Annotated in this window: 23 protein-coding genes and 1 pseudogene; 9 read left to right on the top strand and 15 right to left on the bottom strand. The window is 62.8% G+C overall.

The annotated features are described in order from the left end of the window. The 3 genes from BEN47_RS21035 to BEN47_RS13810 form a co-directional block, all read right to left on the bottom strand. Positions 1 to 97: bile acid:sodium symporter (locus tag BEN47_RS21035; protein WP_317039518.1), on the bottom strand; the 97-nt coding region annotated here is incomplete at its 3' end. Between the two features lie 56 nt (positions 98 to 153). After that, positions 154 to 576, bottom strand: a complete 423-nt coding sequence (locus BEN47_RS13805) for a molybdenum cofactor biosynthesis protein MoaE (protein ID WP_070728984.1) — start codon at positions 574 to 576, stop codon at positions 154 to 156. A gap of 92 nt (positions 577 to 668) precedes the next feature. Further along, positions 669 to 911, bottom strand: a complete 243-nt coding sequence (locus BEN47_RS13810; protein ID WP_070728985.1) for a MoaD/ThiS family protein — start codon at positions 909 to 911, stop codon at positions 669 to 671. Positions 912 to 1,057: 146 nt separating this feature from the next. On the opposite strand from BEN47_RS13810, the gene moaA reads away from it, so the two are divergent. The 5 genes from moaA to BEN47_RS13835 all read left to right on the top strand — a co-directional run bounded on the left by moaA (position 1,058) and on the right by BEN47_RS13835 (position 6,464). Next, positions 1,058 to 2,095 (top strand): GTP 3',8-cyclase MoaA, encoded by a 1,038-nt coding sequence (gene moaA / locus BEN47_RS13815; RefSeq protein ID WP_239691614.1) that lies wholly within the window; start codon positions 1,058 to 1,060, stop codon positions 2,093 to 2,095. 245 nt (positions 2,096 to 2,340) lie between these two features. Further along, positions 2,341 to 3,501 (top strand): MFS transporter, encoded by a 1,161-nt coding sequence (locus BEN47_RS13820; protein ID WP_070728987.1) that lies wholly within the window; start codon positions 2,341 to 2,343, stop codon positions 3,499 to 3,501. Between the two features lie 74 nt (positions 3,502 to 3,575). Continuing rightward, positions 3,576 to 3,953, top strand: coding sequence for a cupin domain-containing protein (locus BEN47_RS13825; RefSeq protein ID WP_070728988.1), 378 nt, complete (start codon positions 3,576 to 3,578; stop codon positions 3,951 to 3,953). Positions 3,954 to 3,957: 4 nt separating this feature from the next. After that, complete coding sequence (locus BEN47_RS13830) at positions 3,958 to 4,749, top strand: SDR family oxidoreductase (protein WP_070728989.1); 792 nt, start codon at positions 3,958 to 3,960, stop codon at positions 4,747 to 4,749. Positions 4,750 to 4,880: 131 nt separating this feature from the next. Further along, positions 4,881 to 6,464 carry an MDR family MFS transporter gene (locus BEN47_RS13835; protein ID WP_239691615.1) on the top strand — a complete coding sequence of 528 codons (1,584 nt, stop codon included), beginning with the start codon at positions 4,881 to 4,883 and terminating at the stop codon, positions 6,462 to 6,464. A gap of 66 nt (positions 6,465 to 6,530) precedes the next feature. Here BEN47_RS13835 and BEN47_RS13840 read toward each other — a convergent pair whose 3' ends face one another. From BEN47_RS13840 to BEN47_RS13865, 6 genes are all read right to left on the bottom strand, one after another. After that, positions 6,531 to 7,718, bottom strand: coding sequence for a putative sulfate/molybdate transporter (locus BEN47_RS13840; protein ID WP_070728990.1), 1,188 nt, complete (start codon positions 7,716 to 7,718; stop codon positions 6,531 to 6,533). A gap of 72 nt (positions 7,719 to 7,790) precedes the next feature. After that, positions 7,791 to 9,116, bottom strand: coding sequence for a cation:dicarboxylate symporter family transporter (locus BEN47_RS13845; protein WP_083322424.1), 1,326 nt, complete (start codon positions 9,114 to 9,116; stop codon positions 7,791 to 7,793). 55 nt (positions 9,117 to 9,171) lie between these two features. Beyond that, positions 9,172 to 10,083, bottom strand: a complete 912-nt coding sequence (locus BEN47_RS13850; RefSeq protein WP_070728991.1) for an AEC family transporter — start codon at positions 10,081 to 10,083, stop codon at positions 9,172 to 9,174. Positions 10,084 to 10,239: 156 nt separating this feature from the next. Continuing rightward, positions 10,240 to 13,335, bottom strand: coding sequence for a TonB-dependent receptor (locus BEN47_RS13855; RefSeq protein ID WP_125921681.1), 3,096 nt, complete (start codon positions 13,333 to 13,335; stop codon positions 10,240 to 10,242). 52 nt (positions 13,336 to 13,387) lie between these two features. After that, on the bottom strand, positions 13,388 to 14,416 hold the full coding sequence (locus BEN47_RS13860) for a FecR family protein (RefSeq protein ID WP_083322426.1): 1,029 nt from the start codon (positions 14,414 to 14,416) through the stop codon (positions 13,388 to 13,390). 167 nt (positions 14,417 to 14,583) lie between these two features. Continuing rightward, positions 14,584 to 15,198 (bottom strand): RNA polymerase sigma factor, encoded by a 615-nt coding sequence (locus tag BEN47_RS13865; RefSeq protein WP_070728994.1) that lies wholly within the window; start codon positions 15,196 to 15,198, stop codon positions 14,584 to 14,586. A gap of 283 nt (positions 15,199 to 15,481) precedes the next feature. Here BEN47_RS13865 and fdhD point away from each other — a divergent pair, with 283 nt between their 5' ends. The 3 genes from fdhD to BEN47_RS13880 all read left to right on the top strand — a co-directional run bounded on the left by fdhD (position 15,482) and on the right by BEN47_RS13880 (position 19,482). Continuing rightward, positions 15,482 to 16,360, top strand: a complete 879-nt coding sequence (gene fdhD, locus BEN47_RS13870; RefSeq protein WP_070728995.1) for a formate dehydrogenase accessory sulfurtransferase FdhD — start codon at positions 15,482 to 15,484, stop codon at positions 16,358 to 16,360. A gap of 98 nt (positions 16,361 to 16,458) precedes the next feature. Beyond that, positions 16,459 to 16,806: a DUF7009 family protein gene (locus tag BEN47_RS13875; protein WP_070728996.1), complete on the top strand. Its 348-nt coding sequence runs from the start codon at positions 16,459 to 16,461 to the stop codon at positions 16,804 to 16,806. 120 nt (positions 16,807 to 16,926) lie between these two features. Further along, positions 16,927 to 19,482, top strand: coding sequence for an FdhF/YdeP family oxidoreductase (locus tag BEN47_RS13880; protein ID WP_083322427.1), 2,556 nt, complete (start codon positions 16,927 to 16,929; stop codon positions 19,480 to 19,482). A 171-nt stretch (positions 19,483 to 19,653) separates the two neighbouring features. On the opposite strand, the gene hemA is transcribed toward BEN47_RS13880, so the two are convergent. Continuing rightward, positions 19,654 to 20,925, bottom strand: a complete 1,272-nt coding sequence (gene hemA / locus BEN47_RS13885; protein WP_070728997.1) for a glutamyl-tRNA reductase — start codon at positions 20,923 to 20,925, stop codon at positions 19,654 to 19,656. Positions 20,926 to 21,062: 137 nt separating this feature from the next. Here hemA and BEN47_RS13890 point away from each other — a divergent pair, with 137 nt between their 5' ends. Then, entirely contained in the window at positions 21,063 to 22,103 is a 1,041-nt protein-coding gene (locus tag BEN47_RS13890) for a DMT family transporter (protein WP_239691616.1), read from the top strand. Positions 22,104 to 22,283: 180 nt separating this feature from the next. On the opposite strand, the gene BEN47_RS23055 is transcribed toward BEN47_RS13890, so the two are convergent. The 5 genes and pseudogenes from BEN47_RS23055 to BEN47_RS20405 form a co-directional block, all read right to left on the bottom strand. Then, positions 22,284 to 22,505 (bottom strand): lipid A-modifier LpxR family protein, encoded by a 222-nt coding sequence (locus tag BEN47_RS23055; protein ID WP_438830504.1) that lies wholly within the window; start codon positions 22,503 to 22,505, stop codon positions 22,284 to 22,286. Positions 22,506 to 22,582: 77 nt separating this feature from the next. Then, positions 22,583 to 23,263: pseudogene (locus BEN47_RS22245) on the bottom strand (lipid A-modifier LpxR family protein); the annotation flags it as partial. 75 nt (positions 23,264 to 23,338) lie between these two features. Further along, positions 23,339 to 23,917, bottom strand: a complete 579-nt coding sequence (locus tag BEN47_RS22250) for a hypothetical protein (RefSeq protein ID WP_070728999.1) — start codon at positions 23,915 to 23,917, stop codon at positions 23,339 to 23,341. Between the two features lie 26 nt (positions 23,918 to 23,943). Continuing rightward, positions 23,944 to 25,029 carry a sensor histidine kinase gene (locus BEN47_RS13905; RefSeq protein ID WP_070729000.1) on the bottom strand — a complete coding sequence of 362 codons (1,086 nt, stop codon included), beginning with the start codon at positions 25,027 to 25,029 and terminating at the stop codon, positions 23,944 to 23,946. 231 nt (positions 25,030 to 25,260) lie between these two features. Continuing rightward, positions 25,261 to 25,449 (bottom strand): transposase (locus tag BEN47_RS20405; RefSeq protein WP_193427150.1); only part of this gene is annotated, 189 nt, incomplete at its 5' end.

The raw sequence follows: 25,449 nt of genomic DNA on the forward strand, positions 1-25,449 counted from the left end.
GCACCAGCGACTTTTTGGAGCCGCAGAACACCGCCACCACCTGGTCGGCCCGCGAGAAATGGAGCAGGCGGCTCAGACTCCAGATGAGGCCGAACACCAGGCGTGATTAAGGTCTTCACTGCGTTCAGCAAGGTAAATTATTGTGGGCCTGCCTTATGGATGCGCCGCCACCCACTCAGTCCCGTCTTCATACTCCTCGCGCTTCCAGATAGTCACCACCTGCTTGAGCGTGTCGATGATGAACTGGCAGGCAGCGAAACTTTCGGCGCGGTGCGGCGTGGCCACGGCCACCACCACGGCCACATCGCCCAGTTCCAGGGTGCCTTTGCGGTGCACCACGGCCACTTCCTGCAGCATGGGCCACTTTTCATACGCCTGCGCCACCACGTGGCCGAGCTGCGTGAGGGCCATGCTGTCGTAGGATTCATAGTGCAGCCGGCGCACCGGGCGGCCCCCCGACTGGTTGCGTACCGTGCCTATGAAAGCATTGACCGCGCCCGCGGCATCGGTTTGCACGGCGGCAAGGGCAGCGGCTACGGCTATGGGCTGGTCGGTAATGGAGAGGTGAGGAGTCATTTGTCAGCTAACAATGAGCAGTTAACAGTGAGCAGTTGCCTCTTGTCTGAACGAAACTGTTCACCGATAACTGCTCACTGCCAACTGATTTTCTACCCGCCGGCTACGGGCGGAATGAGGGCAATTTCGTCTACCGTGCGCAGGGGGTGGTCGTGGGCGGCGTACTCGTTGTTTACGGCCACGGCGCAGCTGCGCAGCTCGCCCAGGGCGGGGTATTGCTTGCGCATTTCGGCCAGTAGCTCGCCCACCGTGGCGGGGGCGGGGGCGGGCAGCTCAATAACCGAGGTGCCCACGATGTCGCGGGTAATGCCGAACAAAGAGACTTTTAAAGACATATCTTTCGACGTAAAATAGTGGCGTGTACCGGTGCTGGGCAGGGCTGTGGTCCCTGCCATGTACCCCACCTGAACACCTTTTGGTAATTGGGGGTTTAGCGCAAGCGGGGTGTCTTACGTACAGCCCGACAAATTTGGTGATAAAAGTGCTACCAACTGTTTCCCCTGCGGCCACCAATGTGGCGTCTACTCTATACGACCAGCACGGCCGGCCGCTGGAATACCTGCGCCTGGCCGTGACCGACCGCTGCAACCTGCGCTGCTTCTACTGCATGCCCGAAGAAGGCATCAAGTATATGCCCAAGCACGAGCTGCTGAGCTACGAGGAAATGCTGCGCCTCACCGGCCTGCTGGCCACCATGGGCGTGCGCAAAGTGCGCCTTACCGGCGGCGAGCCCTTCGTGCGGCGCGACCTGGTGCCCTTCATGGAGCGCCTGGCCCAGTTGCCCGGCATAGAGGACATTAGCCTGACTACCAACGGGGTGCTCACCGCGCCCCACGTGCCGGCCCTGGCCCGCCTGGGCGTGAAAGCCGTGAATCTCAGCCTCGACACGCTGGACCGCGCCCGGTTTGCCAGCATTACGCGGCGCGACGAGCTGCCGCGCGTGATGGAAACGTTCTACGCGCTGCTCGAAGCTGGTGTCAAGGTGAAAATCAACGCCGTGGTGATGGATGGGCAGAACATCGACGCCCTGGTTCCCCTGGCCGAGCTCAGCCGCACGCTGCCCGTAGACGTGCGCTTTATCGAGGAAATGCCTTTCAACGGCGGCAGCCACGAAGCCGGGCCGGACTCCCTGCCCTGGAACCACGTCCGCATTCGCCAGCACTTGGAGCAGCACTTTGGCGAGCTCACCCCGCTGGCCATGGCGGCCGGCGCCACGGCCTCGGACTATGCCATTGCGGGCCACCAGGGCCACGTGGGCATTATTGCGGCGTATTCGCGCACGTTCTGCGGCACCTGCAACCGTCTGCGCATGACGGCCGAAGGCGGCATCAAAACCTGCCTCTACGACCAGGGCGTGCTCGACGTGCGGGCCTTGCTCCGCGGCGGCAAGGACGACGACGAAATAGCGGCTGCGCTGGCCGCCGCGTTCCGTTTCCGGGCTGCCAACGGCTTTGAGGCCGAACGGCAGCGCCCCCTGCACCAGCTCAGCTTCGAGAGCATGGCCACCATTGGCGGCTAGCTAGCGGGCGCTTTTGCGGGCTGGCATTTGTTAGAGAGCAGCCCGTGGAAAGCAGTATCCTTCTGCTTGTTGCGGTCCTGATTGGCTCTGATTTTAGAGCGGGAACGTTTGTTGGAGTTGAGCCGCGGCTTTAGCAAAAAAAGCAACTAGTGGGCGCTGGCCGGCGTTGGGGAAGCTTGTGATTTGCTAGACATATAGCGAGAAACGGCCCCCCGCCCGGTGCCCGGGACGAAAAGATTTACGTGATGATTTCATTGACTGCTCCGGCCCCGCCCATTTCCCGCAAAGCCCACCGCCTGGCGGTGGGCGCTTTGTTTTTTCTGTTGGGGCTGTGCTTTGCCAGTTGGGCTTCGCGCATTCCGAGCGTGCAGCAGCGCATGGGCATTTCGGAGGCGCAACTGGGCCTGGTGCTGTTGGCGCTGCCGTTGGGCCAGCTGCTGTCGTTGCCCGCCACGGGCTGGCTGGTGGCCAAAGAGGGCAGTCGCAAGGTGGTGCTGTGGGGCGTGGTACTGTACGCCGCCGCCCTGGTAGCCGCAGGCTGGGCCAGCAATCTTTACCAATTGATACCCTGCCTGGTCCTGTTTGGCGTGGGCGGCAACCTGACCAATATTTCGGTGAATACCCAGGCCGTGGGCGTGGAGCGGCTGTACAAGCACAAGCCCATCATGGCCTCGTTCCATGGGCTCTGGAGCCTGGCCGGGTTTGTGGCGGCGGCCGTGGGCTCATTTATGATTGGCCACGCCGTGCCGCCGGGCGTGCACTTCCTGCTCATTGCCTTGCTGATGGGGGCGGGGCTGGCGGTGAGCGCCGGCTACACCGTGCGCGAAGACGCGGGCGTAGACCCCAATCAGCCCATTTTCGTGAAGCCCGACAAGCAGTTGCTGGGCCTGGGCGCCATTGCTTTTTGTGCCCTCATCTGCGAGGGGGCGATGTTTGACTGGAGCGGGGTGTATTTCAAGAAGGTAATCCAGGCTGATAAAAACTGGGTGGGCGCGGGCTATGTCGCCTTTATGAGCACCATGGCCCTGGGCCGTTTCGGGGCCGACAAGCTGGCCGAACGGCTGGGCGCCCGGCGCGTGATTCAGCTCAGCGGCCTGCTCACGGCCACCGGCCTGCTCATTGCGGTGCTCCTGCCGGTACTGAGCACGGCGCTGTTCGGCTTTCTGTTGGTCGGGTTCGGCACATCGGCGGTGGTGCCGCTGGTGTACAGCGCAGCGGGCCGCTCGAAGCACATGTCGGCCGGCATGGCCCTGACGTCGGTTTCGACGATTGGCTTTCTGGGGTTTCTGCTGGGACCGCCCATTATTGGGTTGGTGGCTGGGGCTACCAACCTGCGGGTGTCGTTTGCGCTGATTGCGGTGATGGGCCTGTGCGTGTCGGCGGTGGCCAGCCGGGTGCGGGTGTAGTATTGCAGGCGAGATGCCTCGGCTGCGCTCGGCATGACCTTCTAACAACCCACCAAAACCCATCCAAAGACCTCATGGAAGAAACCCAATCCGCTACAAAATACACCTGGGAGGACATGCCCAAGGAGCAGCTGTCGGACCAGCTGTCGCGGCGCCTCATCACCGGCAACGACATGATGCTGGCCCATGTGTACCTCAAAAAAGGCTGCGTGGTGCCCCTGCACCACCACATCAACGAGCAGATTACCTACATTCTGGAAGGGGCCTTGCGCTTCCACATCGGGGCAGAGGACGGCGAGGAAATCATTGTGCGGGCCGGCGAGGTGCTGCACATTCCGTCCAACGTGCCGCACACGGCCGAGGCCCTGGAAGACACCCTGGACGTGGATATTTTCAGCCCGCCCCGGCAGGACTGGCTGGATAAGTCCGACGATTACCTGCGCCAGAAATAGCCGTATGGACCTCGGACTTAAAGGAAAAGTAGCCTTGGTGGCGGCAGCCAGCAAGGGCCTGGGCCGCGCCGTGGCCGAAGAGCTGGCCACGGAAGGCGCCTCGCTGGTGCTCTGCGCCCGCGGCAATGAGGCGCTGCAGGAAACGTGCGCGGCCATTGCGGCGGCCACCGGCGTGCCCGTGCTCGGCGTGCCGGCCAACGTGGCCGACCCGGCCGATGTGGCCCGCGTGGTGCAGGCCGCCCTGGACCGGTTTGGCCGCGTGGATGTGCTGGTGACCAATGCTGGCGGCCCACCCGCCGGCACCTTCGACACGCTGAGCCGCGAAATGTGGGAATCGGCCACGCACCTGCTGCTCACGAGCGTGGTGGAGCTGACCCGCGCCGTGCTGCCCGGCATGAAGGAGCGGGGCTGGGGCCGGATTCTGAACGTAACGTCCATCGCGGCCAAGCAGCCGGTGGAAAACCTGCTGCTCTCGAACAGCCTGCGGGCGGCCGTAACCGGCATGGCCCGCACGCTGGCCAACGAAGTCGCGCCGTTCGGCGTCACGGTCAACAACATTCTGCCCGGCTACACCCGTACCGAACGGGTGGTGAGCCTGGCCGATGCCCTGGCCGCGCGCGACGGCATTTCGGCCGCCGCCGCCACGGCCCGGTGGGAAGCCGAAATCCCCATGCGCCGCCTGGGCGAGCCCCGAGAATTTGCGGCGCTCGCGGCTTTTTTGTGTTCGGAGCGCGCCAGCTACATCACCGGCACCTCCATTGCCGTAGACGGGGGCTGGATTCGCTCGCTGCTGTAGGCGGCGGACTATATTTTTAAAAACGTCATGCTGAGCTTGTCGAAGCATCCCTACCGCAACAGTAATTCAATCGGCTCAACGAAGCGGTAGAGATGCTTCGACAAGCTCAGCATGACGTTCTGGTTTTCCCCATGCCTACCCCCGCCACGCCCGCCAATACCCTCGCCCACCGGCAGAAAATGCTCACGTTTGGCGGCGTGCTGCTGGCCATGTTCTTGGGCGCGCTCGACCAGACCATTGTGTCCACGGCGCTGCCGCGTATTGTGGCCGATTTGAACGGGCTGGAGCGGTTTACGTGGGTAGCCACGGCGTATCTGGTGGCCAGCACGGCGCTGGTGCCCATTTATGGCAAGCTGGCTGATATGTACTCGCGGCGCACCATTGAGGTAACGGCCGTCATTATTTTCCTCATTGGGTCGATGCTGTGCGGGCTGGCCGGCGAGTTTGGCCCGCTGCCGCTGCTGGGCGATGGCATGAACCAGCTGGTGATTTTCCGGGCCGTGCAGGGCCTGGGCGGGGCGGGGCTGTTTGCGATGGCCTTCATCATCATTGCCGACTTGTTTCCGCCCGCCGAGCGGGGGCGCTACCAGGGCTTCACAGGTGCGGTTTTTGGCACTTCGTCGGTGCTGGGGCCGTTTTTAGGGGGCTTTCTCACCGATAATGGCGGCGGCCTGATTCCCGGCGTGGCGGGCTGGCGCCTGGTGTTCTACGTGAACCTGCCGCTGGGCCTGCTGGCGCTCTGGTTCATCCTGACCCAGATGCCCGCCCTGCGCCCGCGCGGCCAGCCCAAACCGTTCGATTACCTCTCGGCCGGGCTGCTGATGCTGGGCCTGGTGCCGCTGGTGATGGCGTTGCAGCTCAACAAGGCCGTGTATGGCTGGACCGACCCGTTCACGCTCGGCCTGCTGGCCGTGTCGGTCACGTCCATCGTGGCGTTCGTGCTGCGCAGCCTGCGCCACGAAAACCCGATTCTGGATTTTGGCTTGTTCCGAAACCCGGTGTTTCGCACCGCCAATGCGGCGCTGTTTCTGCTGGGCGGCGCTTTTTTGGGCATCATCATCTTCCAGCCCCTGTTCATGGTGAACGTGCTGGGCGTGTCGGCCACTAAAGCCGGGGTCAGCCTCATTCCGCTGTCCATGGGCGTGGTGCTGGGGTCGTTGCTGGCGGGGCAAATGGTGTCGCGCTACGGCCACTACAAGCGCTGGATGCTGTCGGGCCTGGTGGTGTTGCTGGGGGGGCTGTCGCTGCTGGCCACCATGCCGGCTGACGTGAGCTACTACCGGATACTGAGCTACCTCTTCTTGTGCGGCATCGGCCTGGGGCCCACCATGCCGCTCTACACGCTGGCCATTCAAAACGCTATTGAGCCGCGCCTGTTGGGCCAGGCCACCTCGGCCAGCCAGTTTTTCCGGCAGATTGGCGGCGCCATCACCGCCTCTGTGCTCGGCACGGTGCTCACCCTCACCCTGACGCAAAGCATACCCACTTCCACCGTGCCGTCTCTGCGGCCCGCCGCGCAAACGGTAGTTGCGGAAGGCCCCGCGCTGCCTGCTGCCACCTCCCCGCGGATGCGCGCGGCCTTCTCCAAAGGCATTTCTCGGGTTTATTTCATCAACATCCTGCTGGTGGTTAGCGGGCTGGTAATGACGCTATTCGTGCCGGAGCTACCGCTGCGCAAGACGAATGGCGAGGCGCCGCCACCGGCCACGGATTAGCGCTGGAAGTAGGATGGGGAATGGGGGGGCTTCGGGAGTTGACACGCGGGTAGTCACGGTGACAGTTTAGTGCTTCCCCAGCGCCACCCAGCCGCGCTGGATGGCGTAGTACACGCCTGTACCCACCACCAGGCCCACTAGATAGCCATACGGCAGCCCGGCGCACAGCAGGCCCACCAGCAGCGCCACCACCAAATCGGTGCGGCTGCTGCTGATGTCGCGCAGCAGCGCGGCCAGCGTCAGGGCTTCAAACAGCAGGAGCACGCCCAAGATTGGGAGCGGAAAAATCTGAACCACCTGCTGGAATCCCTGGCTGAAAAACAGGCCCAGCGTCAGAAATAAGACCCCGTAGAGCACCACCGAACCGCCCGTGCGCGCCCCAAATGCGTAGTGCCCCACCATGCCGCCCGAGCCGTGGCACACCGGAAAGCCGCCCAAAAACGGGCTCACTAGGTTCATGAGCGAGTAGGTGAAGCTGATTTTGCGCACCGTCAGGTTGCGTTCGGGGAAGTAGTCGGCGGCAATCTGGCGGGTGGCCAGCACCGAGTTGCCCAGCGACAGCGGAATCTGGGGCAGCGCCAGCAGCACGGCTCCGGTCAGAATATCGGCCATTTGCGGGACGTGCCAGGTGGGCAGGCGCAGGCCAATGGCCCGTTGCGCCGTGCCCAGGTCCAGCTTGAAAACCAGCGCATACGCCACGCCCAGCGCAATGACGGCCAGCGCTGCTGGCCAGCGCCGGTTGCCCAGCAGCACCACCGTGATGATAAAGGCCGCCGCCGCCAGCGCGTAGCCCGGCAGGCCATCGGCGGGCACGTACTGCTTCAGGGCCAGCGTGGCCAGCTGCAGGGCCAGCCCAAACTGAATGCCGCGCACCACGGGCTTGGGCACCAGCCGCGCCAGGGCATCAATCAGCCCCGTTACCGACAGCAGAAACATACTGATGCCGATGGCCAGCCCGCCGCCAAAAATGACCCGCCCGGGAATTTTCTGGGCAATGACCAGCGCGGCGAAGGCCTTGAGGGGCTGCACGGGCATGGGCATGCGGTACCACAGCCCCGAAAACACCTGCATCAGCCCAAACAGAACGAGCACGCCGGCGCTATCGACCCCCGACGCCGCGATGACGCCGATGAGCAGCGGCAGGTCGGTGCCCAGGTCGCCAAAAGCCCCGGCCAGCTCGTTGCGGTCGAAGCGGATGGGCGGGCGGGCAGGGGCGGGGCGGGGTTCGGATTGGGTCAGGGTTGAGGGTTCCACGGGAGCAAAGGTCGGCCAGGAGCGCCAACTCTGCGAGCCCGCGCCCGGCCCGAGCGCCCGAACGCATAAAATCTACAATGGCCCCTCCTGTTTGTTTTTCAGCAGGCGCGCGGCCTCGCTGGCTTGCTCGGCCACCTCGCCCAGGTACTCGCCGCTCGTGTAATCCTTGCGCCAGCGGAACGGCTTCAAACGCTTCCCCAGCGCTTCCTCGGCCATGTCGTGGTCGAGGGCACCTTCGTTGTGGGCCAGGAAGATGGTGGCCACACCGTTGCCAATGAAATTGGTGATGGAGCGGGCTTCGGACATGAACCGGTCAACGCCCAGCAGCAGGGCCAGGCCCTCTACCGGAATGACTTTGAGCGCCGTGAGCGTGCTGGCCAGCACCACAAAGCCGCTGCCCGCCACGCCGGCCGCGCCCTTGCTGGTTACCATGAGAATGCCCATCATGGTCAGAATCTGCGCGCCCGATAAATCGATGTGGAACACCTGGGCCAGGAAAAGCGTGGCCAGCGAAAGGTAGATGGTGGTGCCGTCGAGGTTGAAGGAGTAGCCCGTGGGCACCACCAGGCCCACCACCGGCTGGGCGCAGCCCATGCGCTCCAGCTTTTCCATCAGACCCGGCAGGCCAGCTTCTGACGACGACGTGCCCAGCACAATCAGCAGCTCGGCCTTGATGTACTTCAAAAACGAAAGCATGCCGATGCGGCAATAGCGTAGAATGCCCCCCAGAATGATAAAAATGAACAAAGCCATTGTCACGTACACCGTCACCATGAGTTTGCCCAGCGGCAGCAGCGTAGCAATGCCATACTTGCCAATGGTGTAGGCCATGCCGCCAAACGCCCCGATGGGGGCCAGCAGCATCACGTAGTGCAGCCCCCGGAACACGTACTTGGAGGCTTGTTTCAAAAAGAGAATGATGGATTTGCGGCCGGCATACTTGCTGAGCACCACGCCCAGCACAATGGACAGCAGCAGCACCTGCAGCGTCAGGTTGTCGGCCAGAAAGTGGCCCCACGAAAAATCGCCGGCCCGCTTCGTGAATTCGCCCACTTTGTCGGTGCTCAGCTTGCCCACCGATACGCCGTCGCCGGGCCGCACCACCGCCGCCACCGCCACCCCAATGACCAGCGCCAGCGTAGTCACAATTTCGAAGTACAGCAAGGCCTTGCCCCCGATGCGCCCCACTTTCTTCAGGTCGCCCATGGTGCTGATGCCGAGCGTGATGGTGAGAAAAATAATGGGATTAATAAACAGCTTCACCACGTCGATGAAGCGCTTGCCCAGGAATTCCATTTTGACGGCCGTAGCCGGCTGGAAATGCCCCAGCAGGGCCCCGGTCACGATGGCCAGTAGCACCCAGAAGGTGAGGTTGCGGCTGAGTTTTTTAACGGTCATGACGGCAAAGCGTGAGGTAGCGGAAAGGGGCCGTGCCCCAAAGATGACAAAGGTTTCAGTGCGCCGTGAGCCACCAGCCCAGCGCGGCCAGCAGCGGCAGCGAGAGCGGAATGCCCAGGCCTACCATTTGGGCAGCAAGTGGCGGGTCGAGGCCGTAGCGGTCGGCCACGACGGCAGCGGTGTTCATGGGGCCGATGGCCGCGCCCAGCACGCACAAATCCACCGTGCTGCCGTGGTGCTGGGCAAGGCCCCGGTACACGGCCCACACCAGCAGGGGGGCCAGCACCAGCTTGTAGCCCAGGCCCAGGCTAAGCATTTTTAGCTGCGCCCGCGGCACCAGCAGCCGCATCTGCAGGCCCACCGAGAGCAGCGCAATTACCGAATACGGCGAGCTGAGCCGCTCCAGCACCCCGCGCACCAATGCCGGGTGGCGGTAGCCCAGCGCATTGGCCCCCAGCGCCAGCACGAACGCCAGAAACGGCGGAAACCGCAGCATGTTGCCCACCATGGCTTTCCAGGAAGGCGTGGCCGCGCCATATAGCGAGCCCACTACCACGCCCAACGTCACGCAAATCAGAATGGAGCCGGCCACGCTCATCACAATGCCCATTTCGAGCCCGGCCCGGCCGTAGAGCAGCTCAAAAATGGGGAAACCCACAAACGAAACGCTGCTGATACCGCCCGTGAGGATGAGGGCGCCCACCGTGCCGCGGGGCAGCGCCAGCCGCCGCCCCACCGCCGCAAAAAACAGCCACGCCGCCCCAAAAATCAGCCACGGCATGAGCATGGGCAGCAAAAACCGCTGGTCGAGCCGCGCCTCGGCCAGGTGCAGAAACGTGAGCGCCGGCAGCAGCACCGCAATGAGCAGCTGGTTGAGCACGCCGTGCGCCCCCGGCGGCACCAGCTGCCAGCGCCGTAGCGCCGCGCCCAGTCCCAGGCACACCAGCAGCAGGACCAGGTTGGTCATGGGGTTTATCAGGATTAATAGAAAGAAAAAATAACGTCATGCTGAGCGTAGCCGAAGCATCTCTACCGCATTAGTAATCAATTACTCTTCGTGGTAGAGATGCTTCGGCTACGCTCAGCATGACGGTCGTTCCCAATATTTGAGTTGTGGCCGTGGTTAGAACGTCAGCGTGACGTTGGTGTAGTAGTAGGCGCCGTTGAAGCCGAACTGGGCCACGTTGCGCGAGTAGGGGATTTCGCCGTTGGAGTAGCTCGCAAAGCGGGCCGAATCCACCTTGTCGGGGTACACATTGGTGATGTTGTTGGCGCCCAGCGTCACCGACACCACCCGCGCGGGGTTGTACACCAGGGCCAAATCGAACAAGGTTTTGCCGGCAAATTTCTGGCTGATGTGGGGCGGGTTGGGGCGCGCGGCCGAAGCCGTGGGTTTCTCAAAGGCCGTAACCGAGCCGAAGTACGAGGCGCGGGGCGTGATACTGAACTTGCCCAGCTGGTACGTGGCCGAAAGCAGCACCTTCTGGCGCGGCTGCGCCCGCTCAATCAGCCCAATGCTCACCGTGTCAATCAATAGAATACGGTTGGGAGTGCCGGCTTGAAGGGCCGCTGGCGTGTCGCGCGTGTCCACGATGTTGGTGGCGTTGAAGGTCAGGGCCAGGCTGGTGCTCAGGCGGCTGCGCTCGCTAAAGTCGGTTTTGTAGGTCGTTACTAGGTCGATGCCGCGGGTGCGGGTATCAATGGCGTTGGTGAAGAAGCGGATTTCACTGATGCCGTCGAAAGCAGGCGTTTGCAGGGCCTTTATGCCCGTGTTGGCGGCCGCGCTGCCCTTAATCAGCCGCTCGCTGTTGATAATGCGGTCGGAAATATCAATCTGATACGCGTCGAGGGTGAAAAGCAAGCTTTCGGTAAGCCGGGCGGCCACGCCCACGCTGTAGTTCCAGGAAGTTTCGGCTTTGGGGTCGGCCACGCCCAGCGGCACCAGGCGGGGGTCGTCGTTGCGCAGCTGCTTGGTTTGCACAATCACCCCCGACTGTACCGTGGAGGTGGTCACGCTGTTGAAGATTTGCTGCAGCGACGGCGCCCGGAAGCCGCGGTTGATGGAGCCGCGCAGCGAGACGCCCTCGGTCACTTTGAAGCGGGAAGCGAATTTGCCCGAAATGTTGCTGCCGAAGTCCGAGTAGTTTTCGTAGCGCAGGGCCGTGGTCAGGAGCAGGCGCTCGGTCACGTCGCTCTCCACGTCCACGTACACGCCCACGTTGGAGCGGGTGGTGTTGGTTTCGTCGTCGGGCGCAATGCCCGGCCGGCCGCTCGAGCCGGGCGCTTTAGCCGTGCGGGCCGGCGAGGTGGGCGTGGCCGCCGCCGCCAGCGCAAACGGGCCCACGAAGTAGGACTCCGGGCTGCCCCGCTCCAGCTGGAACCGGTCGACCCGGAACTGGCTGCCCAGGGCCACGTTGAACGACTTGGTGCCGAACAGGCCCGCGTAGTTGCGCGATACGTTCACCTCGCTCGTGCTCTGCCCGAAGGCGCTACGGCCCACGAAGAAATCGGTGGGCGAATTGGCACCCATCGATGGGTTGGAGGTATTGTTGGCTTCTAGGTCGAGGTAATTATAGCCGTAGCCGGTGCTGAAATCCAGGTTCCAGCCGCCGGCCAGCTTGCGGCTCAGGCCCACCACGGCGGAGTAGTCGTCGCTGCGGCCGGGCAGTTCGGGCAGGTAACCGTTGGGCTGCACCGGGCTGTAGTTTACGTTGTTGGGTTGCGCGTTGCGGAAAAAGCCGTAGGCCAGAATGTCCTTGCGCGACACCCCGCCAAAGCTGTAAATCGACCACCCGGCGCTGCCCAGCGGCACGCTCAGGTTATAAAAACCCTGATAGATATTGGCCTGGTTGCTGCCATACACGCCCACCTTAAACGGCTGCCCCACCTGCGGGTAAATGTTGCCGCGCTCCGTCCGCAGTCGGTTTTCGGTGGCAATCTGTGCCGCCGTGGGCTGGGCCGGCAGCGCCGGAAATGGCGAGTAGATGCCGCCCACGTAGTTGTCGCTGCGGTTGGTTTGCTCCTGGCGCTGGTATTGCAGGGTGAAGTTGACGTAGCCGGGGTTGGTTTTGCCCAGCTTGAGGCCGTAATTGGCCCCGGCCAGGTACTGGGCGCCGTCGCCCTCCTGCGTGATGCCGTACTGGGTGCGCACCGTGGCCACGCCCGTGCTCTTGTTCAGCCCCAGGTTAATCACGCCCGCAATGGCGTCGGAGCCGTACTGGGCCGCCGCGCCGTCGCGCAGCACCTCAATGCGCTCAATGGCCAGCGAGGGCACGGCGTTCAGGTCCGTCACCACCGTGCCCGAGCCCACCGTTACGTTCAGGTTCAGGGCCGAAAACTGGTGGCGGCGCTTGCCGTCCACCAGCACCAGCACCTGGTCGGGCGAGAGGCCGCGCAGTGAAGCGGGGTCGGCGTAGTTGGCCACGCCGTTCACCCCGGTTTTGGCCGAGTTGAACGAAGGCGAGTTGAACTGCACCTGCTGGCCCAAATCGGTCTGGCCAGTGGCTTGCAGCTCCTTGGCATTAAGCACGTCCACGGGAGAGGGCCGCTCCACGTCGGTACGGGGCAGGCCGCGCGAGCCCACCACCACCACATCGGTCAGGTCGGTGGCGCTCACGGACAGCCGTACCTCAATGGTGGCGCGGCCATTCACCGGAATCTGCTGCGTTTTGAAGCCAATGGCCGACACCACCAGCGTGGCGCCCTCCTGCACGCGTAGCGCAAACCGTCCTTCGCTGTCGGTGCCGGTGCCGTTGTTGGTGCCTTGTTCCAGCACCGTGGCGCCCGCCATGGGCTGCCCTCCGGCGTCCAGCACCCGGCCCGTCACGGGCACATCAGCCGCCAACAGCGGGGCCGCGGCGGGCCGTGGCGCCAGCAAAATGCCGCTGGTCACCACTTCGTAGTTGATGCGTAGCGGTTCCAGCAGCGTTTGCAGCACGCCGCTCAAGGGTTGGTCCACGGCCTGCACGCTCACCCTGCGCTCGGCGCCGATGAGCTGCTGGCTGTAGAGAAAGCGGATGCCGAGCTGGCCTTCGATGGTGGTGAGCACCGTTTTCACGGGCTGTGCTTCCAGTTGCAGGGTCACGTGGCGCGCCAGCACGTTGTCGGCGGCGGGGCGGGCCGCGGCCACCGCCCCGGCCGCCAGCAGCAGCACCAGCAGGGCCAGCAGCGAGCGGGAGCGCCGACCAAAACGAAGAGAGGTTTGTAAGAGACGACTCATGGGAAAAATGATTTGGTGGGTTTTGAGGATGGATAAGAGCAAGGGCACGCGGCTATTCGCCTCGGCAGCCGCGGCTGCGGAAAATGATTTTTTCATGGGCCCGCTCGTACGTGGCGCCTAGGGTTTTGCAGAGCAGGCTCAGCTTGTCATCCAGCGACTCCTGCCCAAAGGCCAGGCTCACGGTGCAGCTGGCCAGCGCCGCGCCATCGTAGAGGATGGGCACCCCGTAGGCCGTTTGCAGCGAGGCCAGCACCTCCGTCACGGGCCGCTCTGTGAAGGTGAGGGCCTGAGGCTGAAGCACGGCGGGCTGGGCTACCAGCTCGCGCCGCAGCTCGCGCACCGCGGGCGAGTACACCACCTGCTGGTTGGGCAGCAGCAGAATACCGGCGTGTGCCCGGCCGGTCTTTTGCGCATCAGCCACTGCGTTGGCCACCACGCGCACGCGGCCGGTGCGCACCATCACGGCCGCCTCGGCCTGGCCCGGAAAGGCCCGCACCGTGAAGCTGGTGCCAAGCACCGTGGTTTCGAGTTGGGCGGTGCGTACCCGGAAAGGGTGGGCCGCGTCGTGCGCTACCTCAAAAAAGGCTTCGCCGCTCAGTTCCACCCACCGGTCTGGCCCCGCAAACCGCCGCGGGTAGCGCAGGCGACTGCCGGGCTGCAGGGCGACGGTGCTGCCATCGGCCAGCAGCACCTGGGCCGGGCGGCGCGTTGCGTTGGTGCAGGTAACCCAGCCCCGGGCGGTGCGAACTTGCACCGCCGCCTCGCGGCCGCTTGCCGGGCGTGGGCTGGCGGTGGGCTGCCGCGTTGCCAGCCCTGCCACACCCAGCCCCAGCGTGACCACGGCTGCTGCTGCCCATCGCAGAGCGGGCGTGTGCCACCGCGTGGGCCGCGGCTCTATGCGGTACTGCACCTGCTGCCACATTTTTTCCTTGGCAACGGCTTCTTCCGCCGGGGTGGGCAGGCCGGCGGGCCGGGGCATGTCGCGGGCTTCATACCATTGGTCCACCGTCCAGGCTTCGCCCTCGGTGCAGTCGTCGTGCAAGTAGCGTTTCAGCAACTCAGAAAAGTAGGATGGCTTCATGAAGAGCAGACCGATAGAAGGCCCGGTATCTTCTAGTCGGGCCACGTTCGGTTTACCCTAGTCAGGTCCCAATTTTTTTTTATTCTGGCTCACACTTCAGCACTATTCTGCAAGCTGTGTGCCGCCTGCGCGTGAGCGAACGAAGCCACTGCAGCCTTTGGTTTGGCCTAGCTGGCCAGTTGCAGCGCCACCGCCACCACCACCAAAAAATCTTTGAGGTAGCGGCGAAGCAGGCGCAGGGAGCGAGAGAGGTGGTACTCCACTGTTTTGGGCGAAACCTGGAGGCGGGCGGCTATCTCGGGCACCGACTGGTGTTCGACCCGGCTAAGCCGAAAAACCTCTTGGGTGTGGCCCGACAGGCTGCGCACGCTGGCGTCGAGGGCCAGCGAGAGGTCGGCGGCGGCCAGGGTTTCTTCGGTGCAGCAGCTGGGTGTTTTGTGGGGTTGGGGAGCCGTAGCCGCGTATGCTTTGCGCACCAGCTGGGCCCGGATGCAGTCGATAATCTTGTATTTGAGACCCGAAAACAAGTACGCGTCCAACTGCTGGATGCTGGCGGTGCGGCGCTTGTTCCACAGCGTCACAAATAAGTCTTGGACCACTTCCTCGGCGTCTTCGGCTCGGCCCAGCTTGCGCACGGCTTGCTGGTGCAGGGGCCGCCAGTACCGCTCGTAAATTTCAGCAAAGGCTTTCTCGTTGTCCTGAGCCAGCGCGCGTACCAAGTCTGCGTCGCACTGAGCGGCAACGCACACGGCAGATGCAGGAGTACTGGGCAGCACGCGCATGACCAACAATAGAAATTCTTAACCCGATAAGTAAAAGGCGCAGGACCGTGTCAGCTGGAAGCGTCGGGAAAGCCGTACTCAATACTTGATTGGTGACCTTGCACCACCGCTTGCACGGAACAGCCCATCGCAATATACTGTTTTAACCTCATAAAACCTGCTGCTTACCACCGGAATCGTTTGCTGTACAAGATGCTTGGGTATCTGGCGCTCTTTTCCTCTAATATTCTGTTAATGAGCCGGTATTTTATTTTCTTACTCCTGACTAATTCTTTGTTCTCTCATGGAGCCAGCCATTCTATTGCCCGCCGCTAGCTACGAGTTTGCCACCATTCAGAAAGTGAGCGGCGCCGGCCCGCCTATATCCGCTTCAGACCAGCTGGCGGCCGAAGAGCCGCTGGAAATCCGCGTGGGCTACGAGGTAGCCGGCCAGCGCCAGCACCGCACCCTGTCCGTGACCATGCGCACGCCCGGCCACGACGAGGAGCTTGCCGCCGGCTTCCTGCTCACCGAAGGCATCATTCAGCACAAAGCCGACGTGTTGGGCATCATTCCGTGCCCCGATGTGCAGAAGGCCGAGGAAGCCGGCAACGTGACCCGTGCCGAACTCGCCGCCCACGTCAAGGTGGATTTTGCAGCCATGGAGCGGCATTTTTACACCAGCTCCAGCTGCGGCGTGTGCGGCAAAACCAGCATCGACGCCGTGCGCACCGCCTCGTGCCCCGTGCTGCCCACCGCCGGCCCATACCTCGCATACGAAACGGTCCACCAGCTGCCCGAGCGCCTGCGCGCCGCCCAGGCCAGCTTCGAGCAAACCGGCGGCCAGCACGCCGCCGCGCTGTTTACGCCGGCCGGCGAGCTGCTGCTGCTGCGCGAAGACGTGGGCCGCCACAATGCCCTTGACAAGGTAATTGGCGCTGCGCTGCTGGCCGATTGGCTGCCCCTGCACCAGCACGTGCTGCTGGTGAGCGGCCGCGTAAGCTTCGAATTGGTGCAGAAAGCCGCTGCGGCGGGCATTGGCATTATCGCCGCCGTGGGCGCCCCCAGTAGCCTGGCGGTGCAGGCCGCCGAAAGTTTTGGCATGACCGTGCTGGGCTTTGTGCGACAGGGGCGCTACAACGTATACAGCCACGGCTGGCGCCTGACCGAGGGCGGAAACTGACGCGGCCAGGAATTTTGCTTAATTAGTATAGCTGCCTGCAACGACCGCACAGGCTTTACGTTACATTTGGAGTTAAGCCCCTTATAGCTCTTCAATCCATGAAACTTCGCATCGAAGACGACACACTGCGGCTGCGCCTTTCCGGCTCCGAAATACAGGAATTCGCGACCACCGGCCGCGTGGCGTCCACGGTGCATTTCGGGACCACGGCAGAACAGCAACTTACCTACGCCCTGCAGCGTGGCTCCGAAGCCCCGCAATCAGCGGGCCTTGCCGAGCCCGTGCAAGTGCATTACGAGCCGGGCGCCATCACGGTGCTGGTGCCCTTTACCTTGGCTAAAACGTGGGTTGAGACCGACCAGAACGGTTTTACGCACGACTTGCTACTGCCTGAAAACCAGCGCCTCCGTATTTTGGTTGAGAAAGACCTGGACTGCCGCCACTAGAGCCAGTGTTGAGGGTTGAGATTTGAATCCTGAGTGCGCGAATTGCGGTGTGCATTCGACCCGAGTAACCTGACGCTCCCTGAATTCAACATTTAATATTCAAAAATTAGCACTCGTATAATGGAAGACTCACCCAAAACCGACCCCAGCAAGGCTGGCAAGATTCACCAGCAACTGGCTGAGGACAACGCCCCCAAAAGCGGTGAGCGGCCCGACCAGGGCAAAGCGCCGGCCCCCGACAACTACAGCTCCGAACCTAATCGTACGCACGTGCACGCTCACATTCCTGCCCCCGAAGTAGCTGGTGCCAAATACCTGAACCCCGTGTTGGCCCAGCCGCCGGAAGCGCTTACCGGCCTCAAGCTGGAAGCCCAGCAGCGGGTGGCGGCCGGCGTCACGGCCGTGATTAAATCCATGCAGTTCAGCTGGGCCGAAGGCGGCGTGGGCCGGGGCTCCAGGGCCCTGCTGGGCCTCAATCAGAAAAACGGTTTCGACTGCTCGAGCTGCGCCTGGCCCGACCCGGACGAGCACCGCTCGGTAGCCGAATTCTGCGAGAACGGGGCCAAAGCCACCGCCTCTGACGCCGACGACAAGGCCGCCGGTCCCGAGTTCTTCGCCAAGCACAGCCTGGCTGAGCTTTCGCGCATGACCGACCGCGACCAGAACAACGCCGGCCGCCTCACGCACCCCATGGTGAAGCGCCCCAACGACAACCACTATTCGCCCATTTCCTGGCCCGATGCGTTCAACATCATTGCCAAGGAGCTGAATGACTGCGAAAACCCCGACGAAGCGGTGTTCTACACCTCGGGCAAGGTGCCCAACGAGCCGGCCTTCCTGTTCCAACTGTTTGTGCGTCAGTTCGGCACCAACAACCTGCCCGACTGCTCCAACATGTGCCACGAGAGCAGCGGTTCGGCCCTGAGCCCGACCCTGGGCCTGGGCAAAGGCTCCGTCACGCTCAACGACTTGGAAGAAGCCGAGGTAATCCTCATCATTGGCCAGAACCCGGGCACCAACCACCCCCGCATGCTCTCGGCCCTGCAAAAGGCCAAGCGCAACGGCGCCAAAATCATCAGTGTGAACCCGCTGGTGGAAGCCGGCCTCGTGGCGTTCAAAAATCCCCAGGATTTCATGAACCCGCTGCGGGCCCTGGGCGCGCTGCTCGGCGATGGCACCCAGCTCACCGATGTGTACCTGCAGGTGCGCGTGGACGGCGACATGGCCCTGCTGCGCGGCATCATGAAGCACCTCTTCGAAGCCGAGGACCTGAACCCCGGCCAAGTGGTAGACCACGCTTTCGTGGCCGAGTTCACCACCGGCTTCGAGTCGTTTGAGCAAAACATCCGCAACACCAGCTGGGAAGATATTGAGACCGAAAGCGGCGTGTCGCGCGCTGAGCTGCTGGAAGCGGCCAACTTGCTGGCTCACAAGCAGAAAATTGTGACCTGCTGGGCCATGGGCGTCACGCAGCAGCGCAAGGGCGTGGAAACCATTCAGGAGATTGTGAACCTGCAGCTCATGAAAGGTGCCATTGGCAAACCCGGCGCGGGCACCTGCCCGGTGCGCGGGCACTCCAACGTGCAGGGCGACCGCACGATGGGCATCTGGGAGCGGGTTTCGCCGAAATTCCGCGATGCCTTGGGCAAGGAGTTCAACTTCTCGCCGCCTACCGAAGACGGCTACGACGTAGTGGAGGCCATCAAGGCCATGCGCTTGGGCAAAACCAAGGTGTATTTTGGCCTGGGCGGCAATCTGCTTGCGGCCGGCCCCGACACCGAGGTAATAGCCGAGGCCATGCGCCGGCAGAAACTCACGGTGTACGTGGGCACCAAGCTCAACCGTGGCCACCTCGTGACCGGCGAAACCAGCCTGCTGCTGCCCTGCTTCACGCACGTCGACATCGACATGCAGAAGTCCGGCCACCAGATGACCAGTTGCGAGAATTCGATGGGCGTAGTGAGCCAGAACAAGGGCATTCTGGTGCCGCTGGCCGGCGAGATGATGAGCGAAGTGGCCATCATCAGCGGCATGGCCATTGCCACGCTAGGCGACAAAACCAACATCGCCGACTGGGTGGCCATGACGGAGAACTACGACGTTATCCGTGACCATATCTCGCGCGTCATTCCTGGCTTCGAGGAGTTCAACCGGAAGCTGCGCGAGCCCGGCGGATTCTACCTGCCCAACGGCCCCCGCGAGCGGAAATTCACCACCGAAAACGGCAAAGCCAACTTCAGCACCACCACGCTGGACAAGCATACGCTGGAAGAAGGCCAATTGGTGATGATGACCGTGCGCAGCCACGACCAATTTAACACCACCATCTACGAGTACAACGACCGATACCGCGGTATCAAGGGCGAGCGCCGCGTGCTGTTCATGAACGAGAAGGACATGGCCGACCGCGGCCTCAAAGCCAAAGACCTTATTGACATCACGAGCCACTTCAAGGGCGAAGAACGGCGGGTGGAAAAGTTTGTGGCTGTGCCCTACGACATTCCCACGGGCAACGTTTGCGCTTATTTCCCCGAGGCCAACCCGTTGATTCCCATTGGCAGCGTGGCCAAAATCAGCAACACGCCCACTTCCAAGTACGTGGTGGTGACGGTGGTGCCCACGGCCGTGAACAACGAAGTACGCATCAAAGCCCGCGAAGCAATGATGGCCGAGTAGTCAGAACACCGCTAACCCCGACTGTCATGCTGAGCTCGTGAAGCATCTTATCACCGCTGAACAATTCGTTCTGACCTGATAGGATGCTTCGCAAGCTCAGCATGACATACTGAAAAAAAAAAGCCCCAACTCTAGCTAGAGTTGGGGCTTTTTTTAATTTAAAAGGAGTAACTACGCTACCTCGTTCTGCTTTTCCAAGTCAAACAACTCGCCCAGCAGCTCCACCATGTGCTCGCCGTCGTCGCGGCGGCAGGCGGCTTTTAGGTGCAGCACGTGCTGCTTCAGAATCTTTTGCATCAGCGAGCGGGTGGCTTCGTCGAGGAGCTTGCTTTCGGCGGGGGTGGCGCGCTTCTGGTAGCGGTCCATTTCCTCCTGGCGCATGGCTTCCAGGCTGGCCTTCATCTTTTGGATGAGCGGCGAGACCATCATTTCTTTGGCCCAGTCCTGTAGGCCGGCAATGCTCTCGGCAATGATGGCGCGCACCTGGGGCACGGCCGCCAAGCGGGTTTGCAGCGCAGCCGAGGCCTTGCTCTGAATGGCGTCGATATTATAGACCAGCACGCCGGGCACCTGCTCCACATCGGAGCCAATGCTACGGGGCACGCTCAGGTCCACGAAGAACTTAAAGCTGAGCACGTCGAGGTTCTCCACTAGCTCGCGGGTGAAAAACGGCTCCGTGCGATTGATGGAGGAGATAATGACGTCGGCTTCCTTCAATGCGGGCACCAGGTCTTCGAAATCCACCAGGCGCATGCCGCACTCTTCGGCCAGCTCTTCGGCCTTGGCGCGGGTGCGGTTGCAGATAGTGATGTCGCCGAAGCCTTTGCTGGCGGCCAGGTGGCGGCACACGTCGGCGCCAATCTCGCCCAAGCCCACCACCAGCACACGCGGGTTGGCCACGTCGGCGGTCAGCTCTTCTACCAGTTCCAGGGCGGCGTAGCTCACCGAAGCGGCCCCATCGCGGAAGCTGGTTTCGGTCTGCACACGCTTGTTGGTGAAGAACACAGTGTGGAGCAGGCGGTGCAGGAAGGGGCCGGCGGCGTCGGCATCGGCGGCCCACTGGTAAGCCGTTTTCACCTGGTTGCTGATTTGCAGGTCGCCCACTACCTGGGCGTCGAGGCCCATGGCTACTTCGAAGAGGTGCTGCACGGCCGCGTCGGCATCGGGCAGCAGGTCGAAGTAGGGGAGGAACTGGCCGACATCGGCGCGGTCCTTGAGGTGGCCCAGGGCGAGGATGATTTCGCGGCTGCGGTCCTCTTCGGCCGCGTAATAGACTTCGGTGCGGTTGCAGGTGCTCAGCACGAGCAGGTCGGAAAGACCCAAATCGTGGTGCAACGTGTGCAGGAAACGGCGGCAAGCGGCCTCGTCTAAAGAAAGTAGCTCGCGAATGGCCAGCGGGGCTTTCTTAAAAGACAGGCTAACGGCCTTGAACGGATGCGACATAGACTGAATCGGCACGAAACCGGACTACAAAATTACGGCAGGAATCGGCAAGAATGAAACAGCCAGAGCAACACTCCGGTTCGGGTGGTTGGAAATAAGGTAGGAACCCCCGTTGCGGCCGCCCGTACCTTTGCGCCATGCTTGCTCCAACCCCATCTGTTGCCGATACATTACCCGTGCCCACACCCGCCGCGGCTGGCTCCGGCCATCCCGCCAAAGGAACCCAAACGGCAGCTTCGGGGGCAGTAGGCCTCGGCGGTGCCGCCGCTCCGGCCCTAACCGCGCCGAGCGTGACCACCCCCATGGCCTGGCTACTGCTTCTTGTGCTGGCGTGCATCTGGGGCACGTCTTTTATTTTGATGAAAAAAGGCCTGGTTGTGTTTTCGGCCATGGAGCTGGGCGCCACCCGCGTGAGCGTGGCGGCGCTGCTGCTGCTGCCCTTTGCCTTGCGCCACGTGGGCCGGGTAGAGCGCAGCCGCTTCAAGTGGCTGGCAGTGAGTGGTGTGGTGGGTACGCTCATTCCGGCGTTTCTCTTTGCCTATGCCGAAACCAAGCTGGCCTCCGGGCTGGCGGGCGTGCTCAATGCCCTCACGGTAATGTTTACGTTGGTGGTGGGCGCGCTGCTCTTTGGGCAGTGGCTCACGGGGCTGCGGGTGCTGGGCATTGCGCTGGGCCTGGCGGGCACGGTGGTGATGCTGCTGCTGGGCGGCAGCGGCGGCACCGACACGCCCACCGGCGAGGGCAACGCCTGGTACGGCATCTACATCCTGATTGCCACCATCGGCTACGGCATCAGCGTCAACGTCATCAAGTACAAGCTGGGCGGCATGACCCCAATGGCGGTGACGGCGGTGCTACTGCTGCTCATCGGCGGGCCCGCGCTGGCTTATTTGTTGGCGGGCACCGACTTTTTGCACAAGTTATCCACCGTGCCCGGCGCCTGGACGGCCTTTGGCTACATCGCGCTGCTGGCTACCATGAGCACGGCTGTGGCCATGGTGCTGTTCAACCGGCTCATTCAGCAATCCACGGCGCTGTTTGCGTCCTCCAGCACCTACCTTATTCCCATCGTGGCCCTGGCCTGGGGTGCCCTGGACGGCGAGGCCTTCAACCTGTGGCACCTGCTGGGCATGGCCATCATCCTAGCTGGGGTATTGATTATTCACCGGGCTAAATAGGGAGTGGTATTGGCTGATTGCCGCGCTATCAGAACGTCATGCTGAGCGCAGTCGAAGCATCTCGCTTGCAATAGTGACTTAATCGTTGAGATTAGTGGTGGCACGCGAGGTGCTTCGACTGCGCTCAGCATGACGTGCTTTTTACCCAGGTAATCACAACTAACCGCACAAACCCAACTTCTAAAACGCCGCCGTTACCACCAGCTGCCCCCAGCGGTGCGTGCGGGCTCCGTCGAACTCAGGCGATACCCAAGTTGAATTAGCCTCCAGGCTGAAGCCTTTGTGCGCCAGCACCAGTCCGGTGGTGTTGCGCAGTACCGTACGCGCCACCGCGCTGGCCGGAAGCTCATAAGGGTTCGATTGATTGAAAACGCCGCCCTGCAGCGTGGCATCGTAACCCACCAGACGGCCCTGGAGCGACGAATAGCCATAGAGCTGCCATTGCGGCTGCCCGGCACGGTTGCCGCGCCAGCCACGCCCAGGCTGGAAAAGTAGGGCTGCAGCAGGCCCAGCCGTAGCTGAGCGCCGGCGCCAGCATACGTATACAAGGTGCCGACTGACGCCTCCGCCGTGCCCAGCACTTCCACGAAGCGGCTGACGGCCAGCAGCTGCCGCTCGTAGGCCACGCGGTAGCCCAGCACGGCATCGGTTCCTATTTGGTAGTCCCAGCCGCGGGGCTCGGGGTTGTTGGTGGCCCGGTGAATGGCCTGCTGGAATTCTTTGGCGAAGGTGCCGGGGCCGATGAACCCCACTTCCAGCGCCGTGGTGAGGCGCTGCCGGCGCGTGGGCTGGTTGCTCACCCGGAAAAACGAGGCGTAGAAGTAGGACGCATACGGCCGGTCGCCCACCCGAATAAACGGGTCCTGGATGCGCAGCGGCGTGAAACCGTCGTAGCGCAGCGTGAGGCCGTGGTACTGGGTGCTGCCGGCCGGTCCACGAAGCAGCAGGCGCTGGGTGGGCAGCCGCGCCAGGCTGGGCAGCACCAGCGTCAGGGTCATGCCTTGGGTGAAGTAGTAGTCGGTGCGGCCGAGGAAGTCGTTGGCGTAGGTATAGCGCAGCAGCCGGTCGGGGCTGGTGGGGTGCAAGGTATCCGGCTGGGTTTGGGCGCGGCTGGGGGCGGCGAGCAGCAGGGCGAAAAGGAACAGCAGGAGCGAACGCATGGCAGAGGCCGGCAACAACCGGGGACGAGGAATGCGCACATACGGCTGCAGGCCCCCGACTGGGTTCGGCGCAGCTTACATTTCCGGCCCCAGGTACGGCCACTCCTGAAAGCGCGCCGGCAGCCCGGCCTGGCGCGCATTGCCCCGCACGTAGGCCAGCAGCCGGGTCAGCTCGCCCTCGTCCTGCACCGTGTATTCGAAACCGCCCACCTGCCAGAACTGGGCCTCGGGCGGCAGCTTGGGGCGCACCAGACGCCGGCAAACGGTGCCGGTGCGCAGGTGCAGCAGGTCGAGGGCTTTGGAAAACGAGAGGGAACTGGCCGCGGGCAGGTGGAGCACCACATGCGCGTGGTTGGGCAAAATGGCGAAGCCGTGCACCCCAAAGCCGGTTTCTTCCAGCATCATGATTTCGCCGGCCAGGGCCTCGGCCATCTTCTCGTTGTCGAAGTACGCGGGGCCGATGCGGGGCCGGTCCAGCACGGCTTCCAGGCCCGCGAAATACTGCTTCATTACCCGGTGGGGCTCGCCGCCATCTGCCAGCCGCTGCTGGGCTTCGGCTTTCAACTCGCGCAAAGTGACCGCCGCAATGCTGCCGTGCAGGCGGAGTGTGAAGAAGCTGGTTTCGCCAGCTGGCAGGGAAGGGGACGGTGGCATGAGAAAAGAAAAAACTCCGGCCGGCCTCAGGTGGGTAGCTTGATGTAGAAGGTGGTGCCCACGCCTTCCCGGCTCTCAAACCAAATGGTGCCACCGTGTAGCTGCACCAGGGTTTGGATGATGGACATGCCCAGTCCCGTGGTTTTCTCGCCGCGCAGACCCGGCCGCCGTGCCCGGGTGAACCGGTCGAAGAGCACGGGCTGAAATTGCTCGGGGATGCCCACGCCGTCATCGGCCACCGTTACCAGCACGTGCTGGGGGTGCTGCGCTACCGCCAGGGAGATATGGCCGCCCTCGCGGGTGAACTTAATGGCGTTGGACAACAGGTTGTTTATCACCTGCAAAAACTTGTTGTTGTCCAGTTCTATGTACACTGCTTCGGGCGTGCTGCTAAAGCTGAAATGCTTGGCCACCAGGTGTTCGGAGCGTTGGTAGGTGTCCATTACCTGGCGGAGGTTGGCGGTGAGGTCCACGCGCGCGCGCTTGAGCTGCACGCTGGCCGACTCAGCAAACTCGCTGTCCACAAACTCGCGAATGAGGTTTACGCTGTCGCGACAGGTTTCCTGCATCACAAGCACCATTTTTTCCAGCTGCGGGTCATGCAGCGACTGGGTCCGCTCCTGGAAAAAACCGGCCAGATGCTGCAGCATGTTGAGAGGCCCGGCCAAGTCGTGCGACAGGATTTCCAGCGTCGTGTTTTTCTTTGCCATGAACTTGTCGGCGTTGCGCGTGTACTCGTGGTCCACGGTCACATCCTGCACGGTGCCGCAGAGCAGCACCTGGCCGTCGGTGGCTACGGCCCGGTGGGCCCGCACGTTCAGCCACCGCAGCGGGGCTTCGGGCTGCGGCTGCAGGCGCAGCAGCAGGTCGTCGTGCATTTCGCCATTGGCCAAGTCGGTGAAGCAGGTCAGGGCGTAGGCCTGGTCCTCGGCGGGCAGGTAGCTCAGCAGGCGCGGCAGGTCCTGAGTGGCCGTATCGCGGCTTGCCCCCGGGAATAGCTGCTCGTAGGCCTCATTCACATAAAGCACCTGGCTGGCGCTCACGCTGTATGCAAAGAACAGCAGCGGGCTGCCCTGCAACAGGTGGTGCAGCACTTCGGTCTGGTCTAGCATGGCGTGGGTGTTTTCCTGGGGAATGGTGGCCGAAGGTAGGCCGCGCCAGTTGCATCCGGTTGTAATGATAAGGTGGCCTAAGTTGCGGAGTATTGAATCTCAACCGCAGCGGGGCGGCATGTTGGTAATGAGGTCAGGAAAAAGAATTTTTAAAGCCCCGTCGGGGCGACATTCGATGCACGAGTGCCGCCCCGACGGGGCTTTAAAATTCCGCAACAATGCTTTAAGTAATCAGCCAAAAATAATGGTGTATTCAGTTCCGACGTGTTTGAGGACATAGGCGACCCTTTCGGCTAAGGTTCGGTCACAGACGTAATCGGTGGGGGTCAGCCAGTACTGCTTGCAGTGGCGCCACAGGCGTTCAATTTTGTTGAGTTCGGGCGAATAGGGGGGTAAAAAGCAGAACGTGAGCCCTTGTTC

Origin of the sequence: Hymenobacter lapidarius (assembly GCF_001816145.1) — a bacterium.
Lineage (GTDB): Bacteria > Bacteroidota > Bacteroidia > Cytophagales > Hymenobacteraceae > Hymenobacter > Hymenobacter lapidarius.

What these genes read in the sequence shown, in the direction of transcription:
- BEN47_RS13805 (WP_070728984.1), bottom strand. Translation starts at nt 576, where the DNA reads ATGACTCCTCACCTCTCCATTACCGACCAGCCCATAGCCGTAGCCGCT.
- BEN47_RS13810 (WP_070728985.1), bottom strand. Translation starts at nt 911, where the DNA reads ATGTCTTTAAAAGTCTCTTTGTTCGGCATTACCCGCGACATCGTGGGC.
- BEN47_RS13820 (WP_070728987.1), top strand. Translation starts at nt 2,341, where the DNA reads ATGATTTCATTGACTGCTCCGGCCCCGCCCATTTCCCGCAAAGCCCAC.
- BEN47_RS13825 (WP_070728988.1), top strand. Translation starts at nt 3,576, where the DNA reads ATGGAAGAAACCCAATCCGCTACAAAATACACCTGGGAGGACATGCCC.
- BEN47_RS13830 (WP_070728989.1), top strand. Translation starts at nt 3,958, where the DNA reads ATGGACCTCGGACTTAAAGGAAAAGTAGCCTTGGTGGCGGCAGCCAGC.
- BEN47_RS13835 (WP_239691615.1), top strand. Translation starts at nt 4,881, where the DNA reads ATGCCTACCCCCGCCACGCCCGCCAATACCCTCGCCCACCGGCAGAAA.
- BEN47_RS13845 (WP_083322424.1), bottom strand. Translation starts at nt 9,116, where the DNA reads ATGACCGTTAAAAAACTCAGCCGCAACCTCACCTTCTGGGTGCTACTG.
- BEN47_RS13850 (WP_070728991.1), bottom strand. Translation starts at nt 10,083, where the DNA reads ATGACCAACCTGGTCCTGCTGCTGGTGTGCCTGGGACTGGGCGCGGCG.
- BEN47_RS13855 (WP_125921681.1), bottom strand. Translation starts at nt 13,335, where the DNA reads ATGAGTCGTCTCTTACAAACCTCTCTTCGTTTTGGTCGGCGCTCCCGC.
- BEN47_RS13860 (WP_083322426.1), bottom strand. Translation starts at nt 14,416, where the DNA reads ATGAAGCCATCCTACTTTTCTGAGTTGCTGAAACGCTACTTGCACGAC.
- BEN47_RS13865 (WP_070728994.1), bottom strand. Translation starts at nt 15,198, where the DNA reads ATGCGCGTGCTGCCCAGTACTCCTGCATCTGCCGTGTGCGTTGCCGCT.
- fdhD (WP_070728995.1), top strand. Translation starts at nt 15,482, where the DNA reads ATGGAGCCAGCCATTCTATTGCCCGCCGCTAGCTACGAGTTTGCCACC.
- BEN47_RS13875 (WP_070728996.1), top strand. Translation starts at nt 16,459, where the DNA reads ATGAAACTTCGCATCGAAGACGACACACTGCGGCTGCGCCTTTCCGGC.
- BEN47_RS13880 (WP_083322427.1), top strand. Translation starts at nt 16,927, where the DNA reads ATGGAAGACTCACCCAAAACCGACCCCAGCAAGGCTGGCAAGATTCAC.
- hemA (WP_070728997.1), bottom strand. Translation starts at nt 20,925, where the DNA reads ATGTCGCATCCGTTCAAGGCCGTTAGCCTGTCTTTTAAGAAAGCCCCG.
- BEN47_RS13890 (WP_239691616.1), top strand. Translation starts at nt 21,063, where the DNA reads ATGCTTGCTCCAACCCCATCTGTTGCCGATACATTACCCGTGCCCACA.
- BEN47_RS22250 (WP_070728999.1), bottom strand. Translation starts at nt 23,917, where the DNA reads ATGCCACCGTCCCCTTCCCTGCCAGCTGGCGAAACCAGCTTCTTCACA.
- BEN47_RS13905 (WP_070729000.1), bottom strand. Translation starts at nt 25,029, where the DNA reads ATGCTAGACCAGACCGAAGTGCTGCACCACCTGTTGCAGGGCAGCCCG.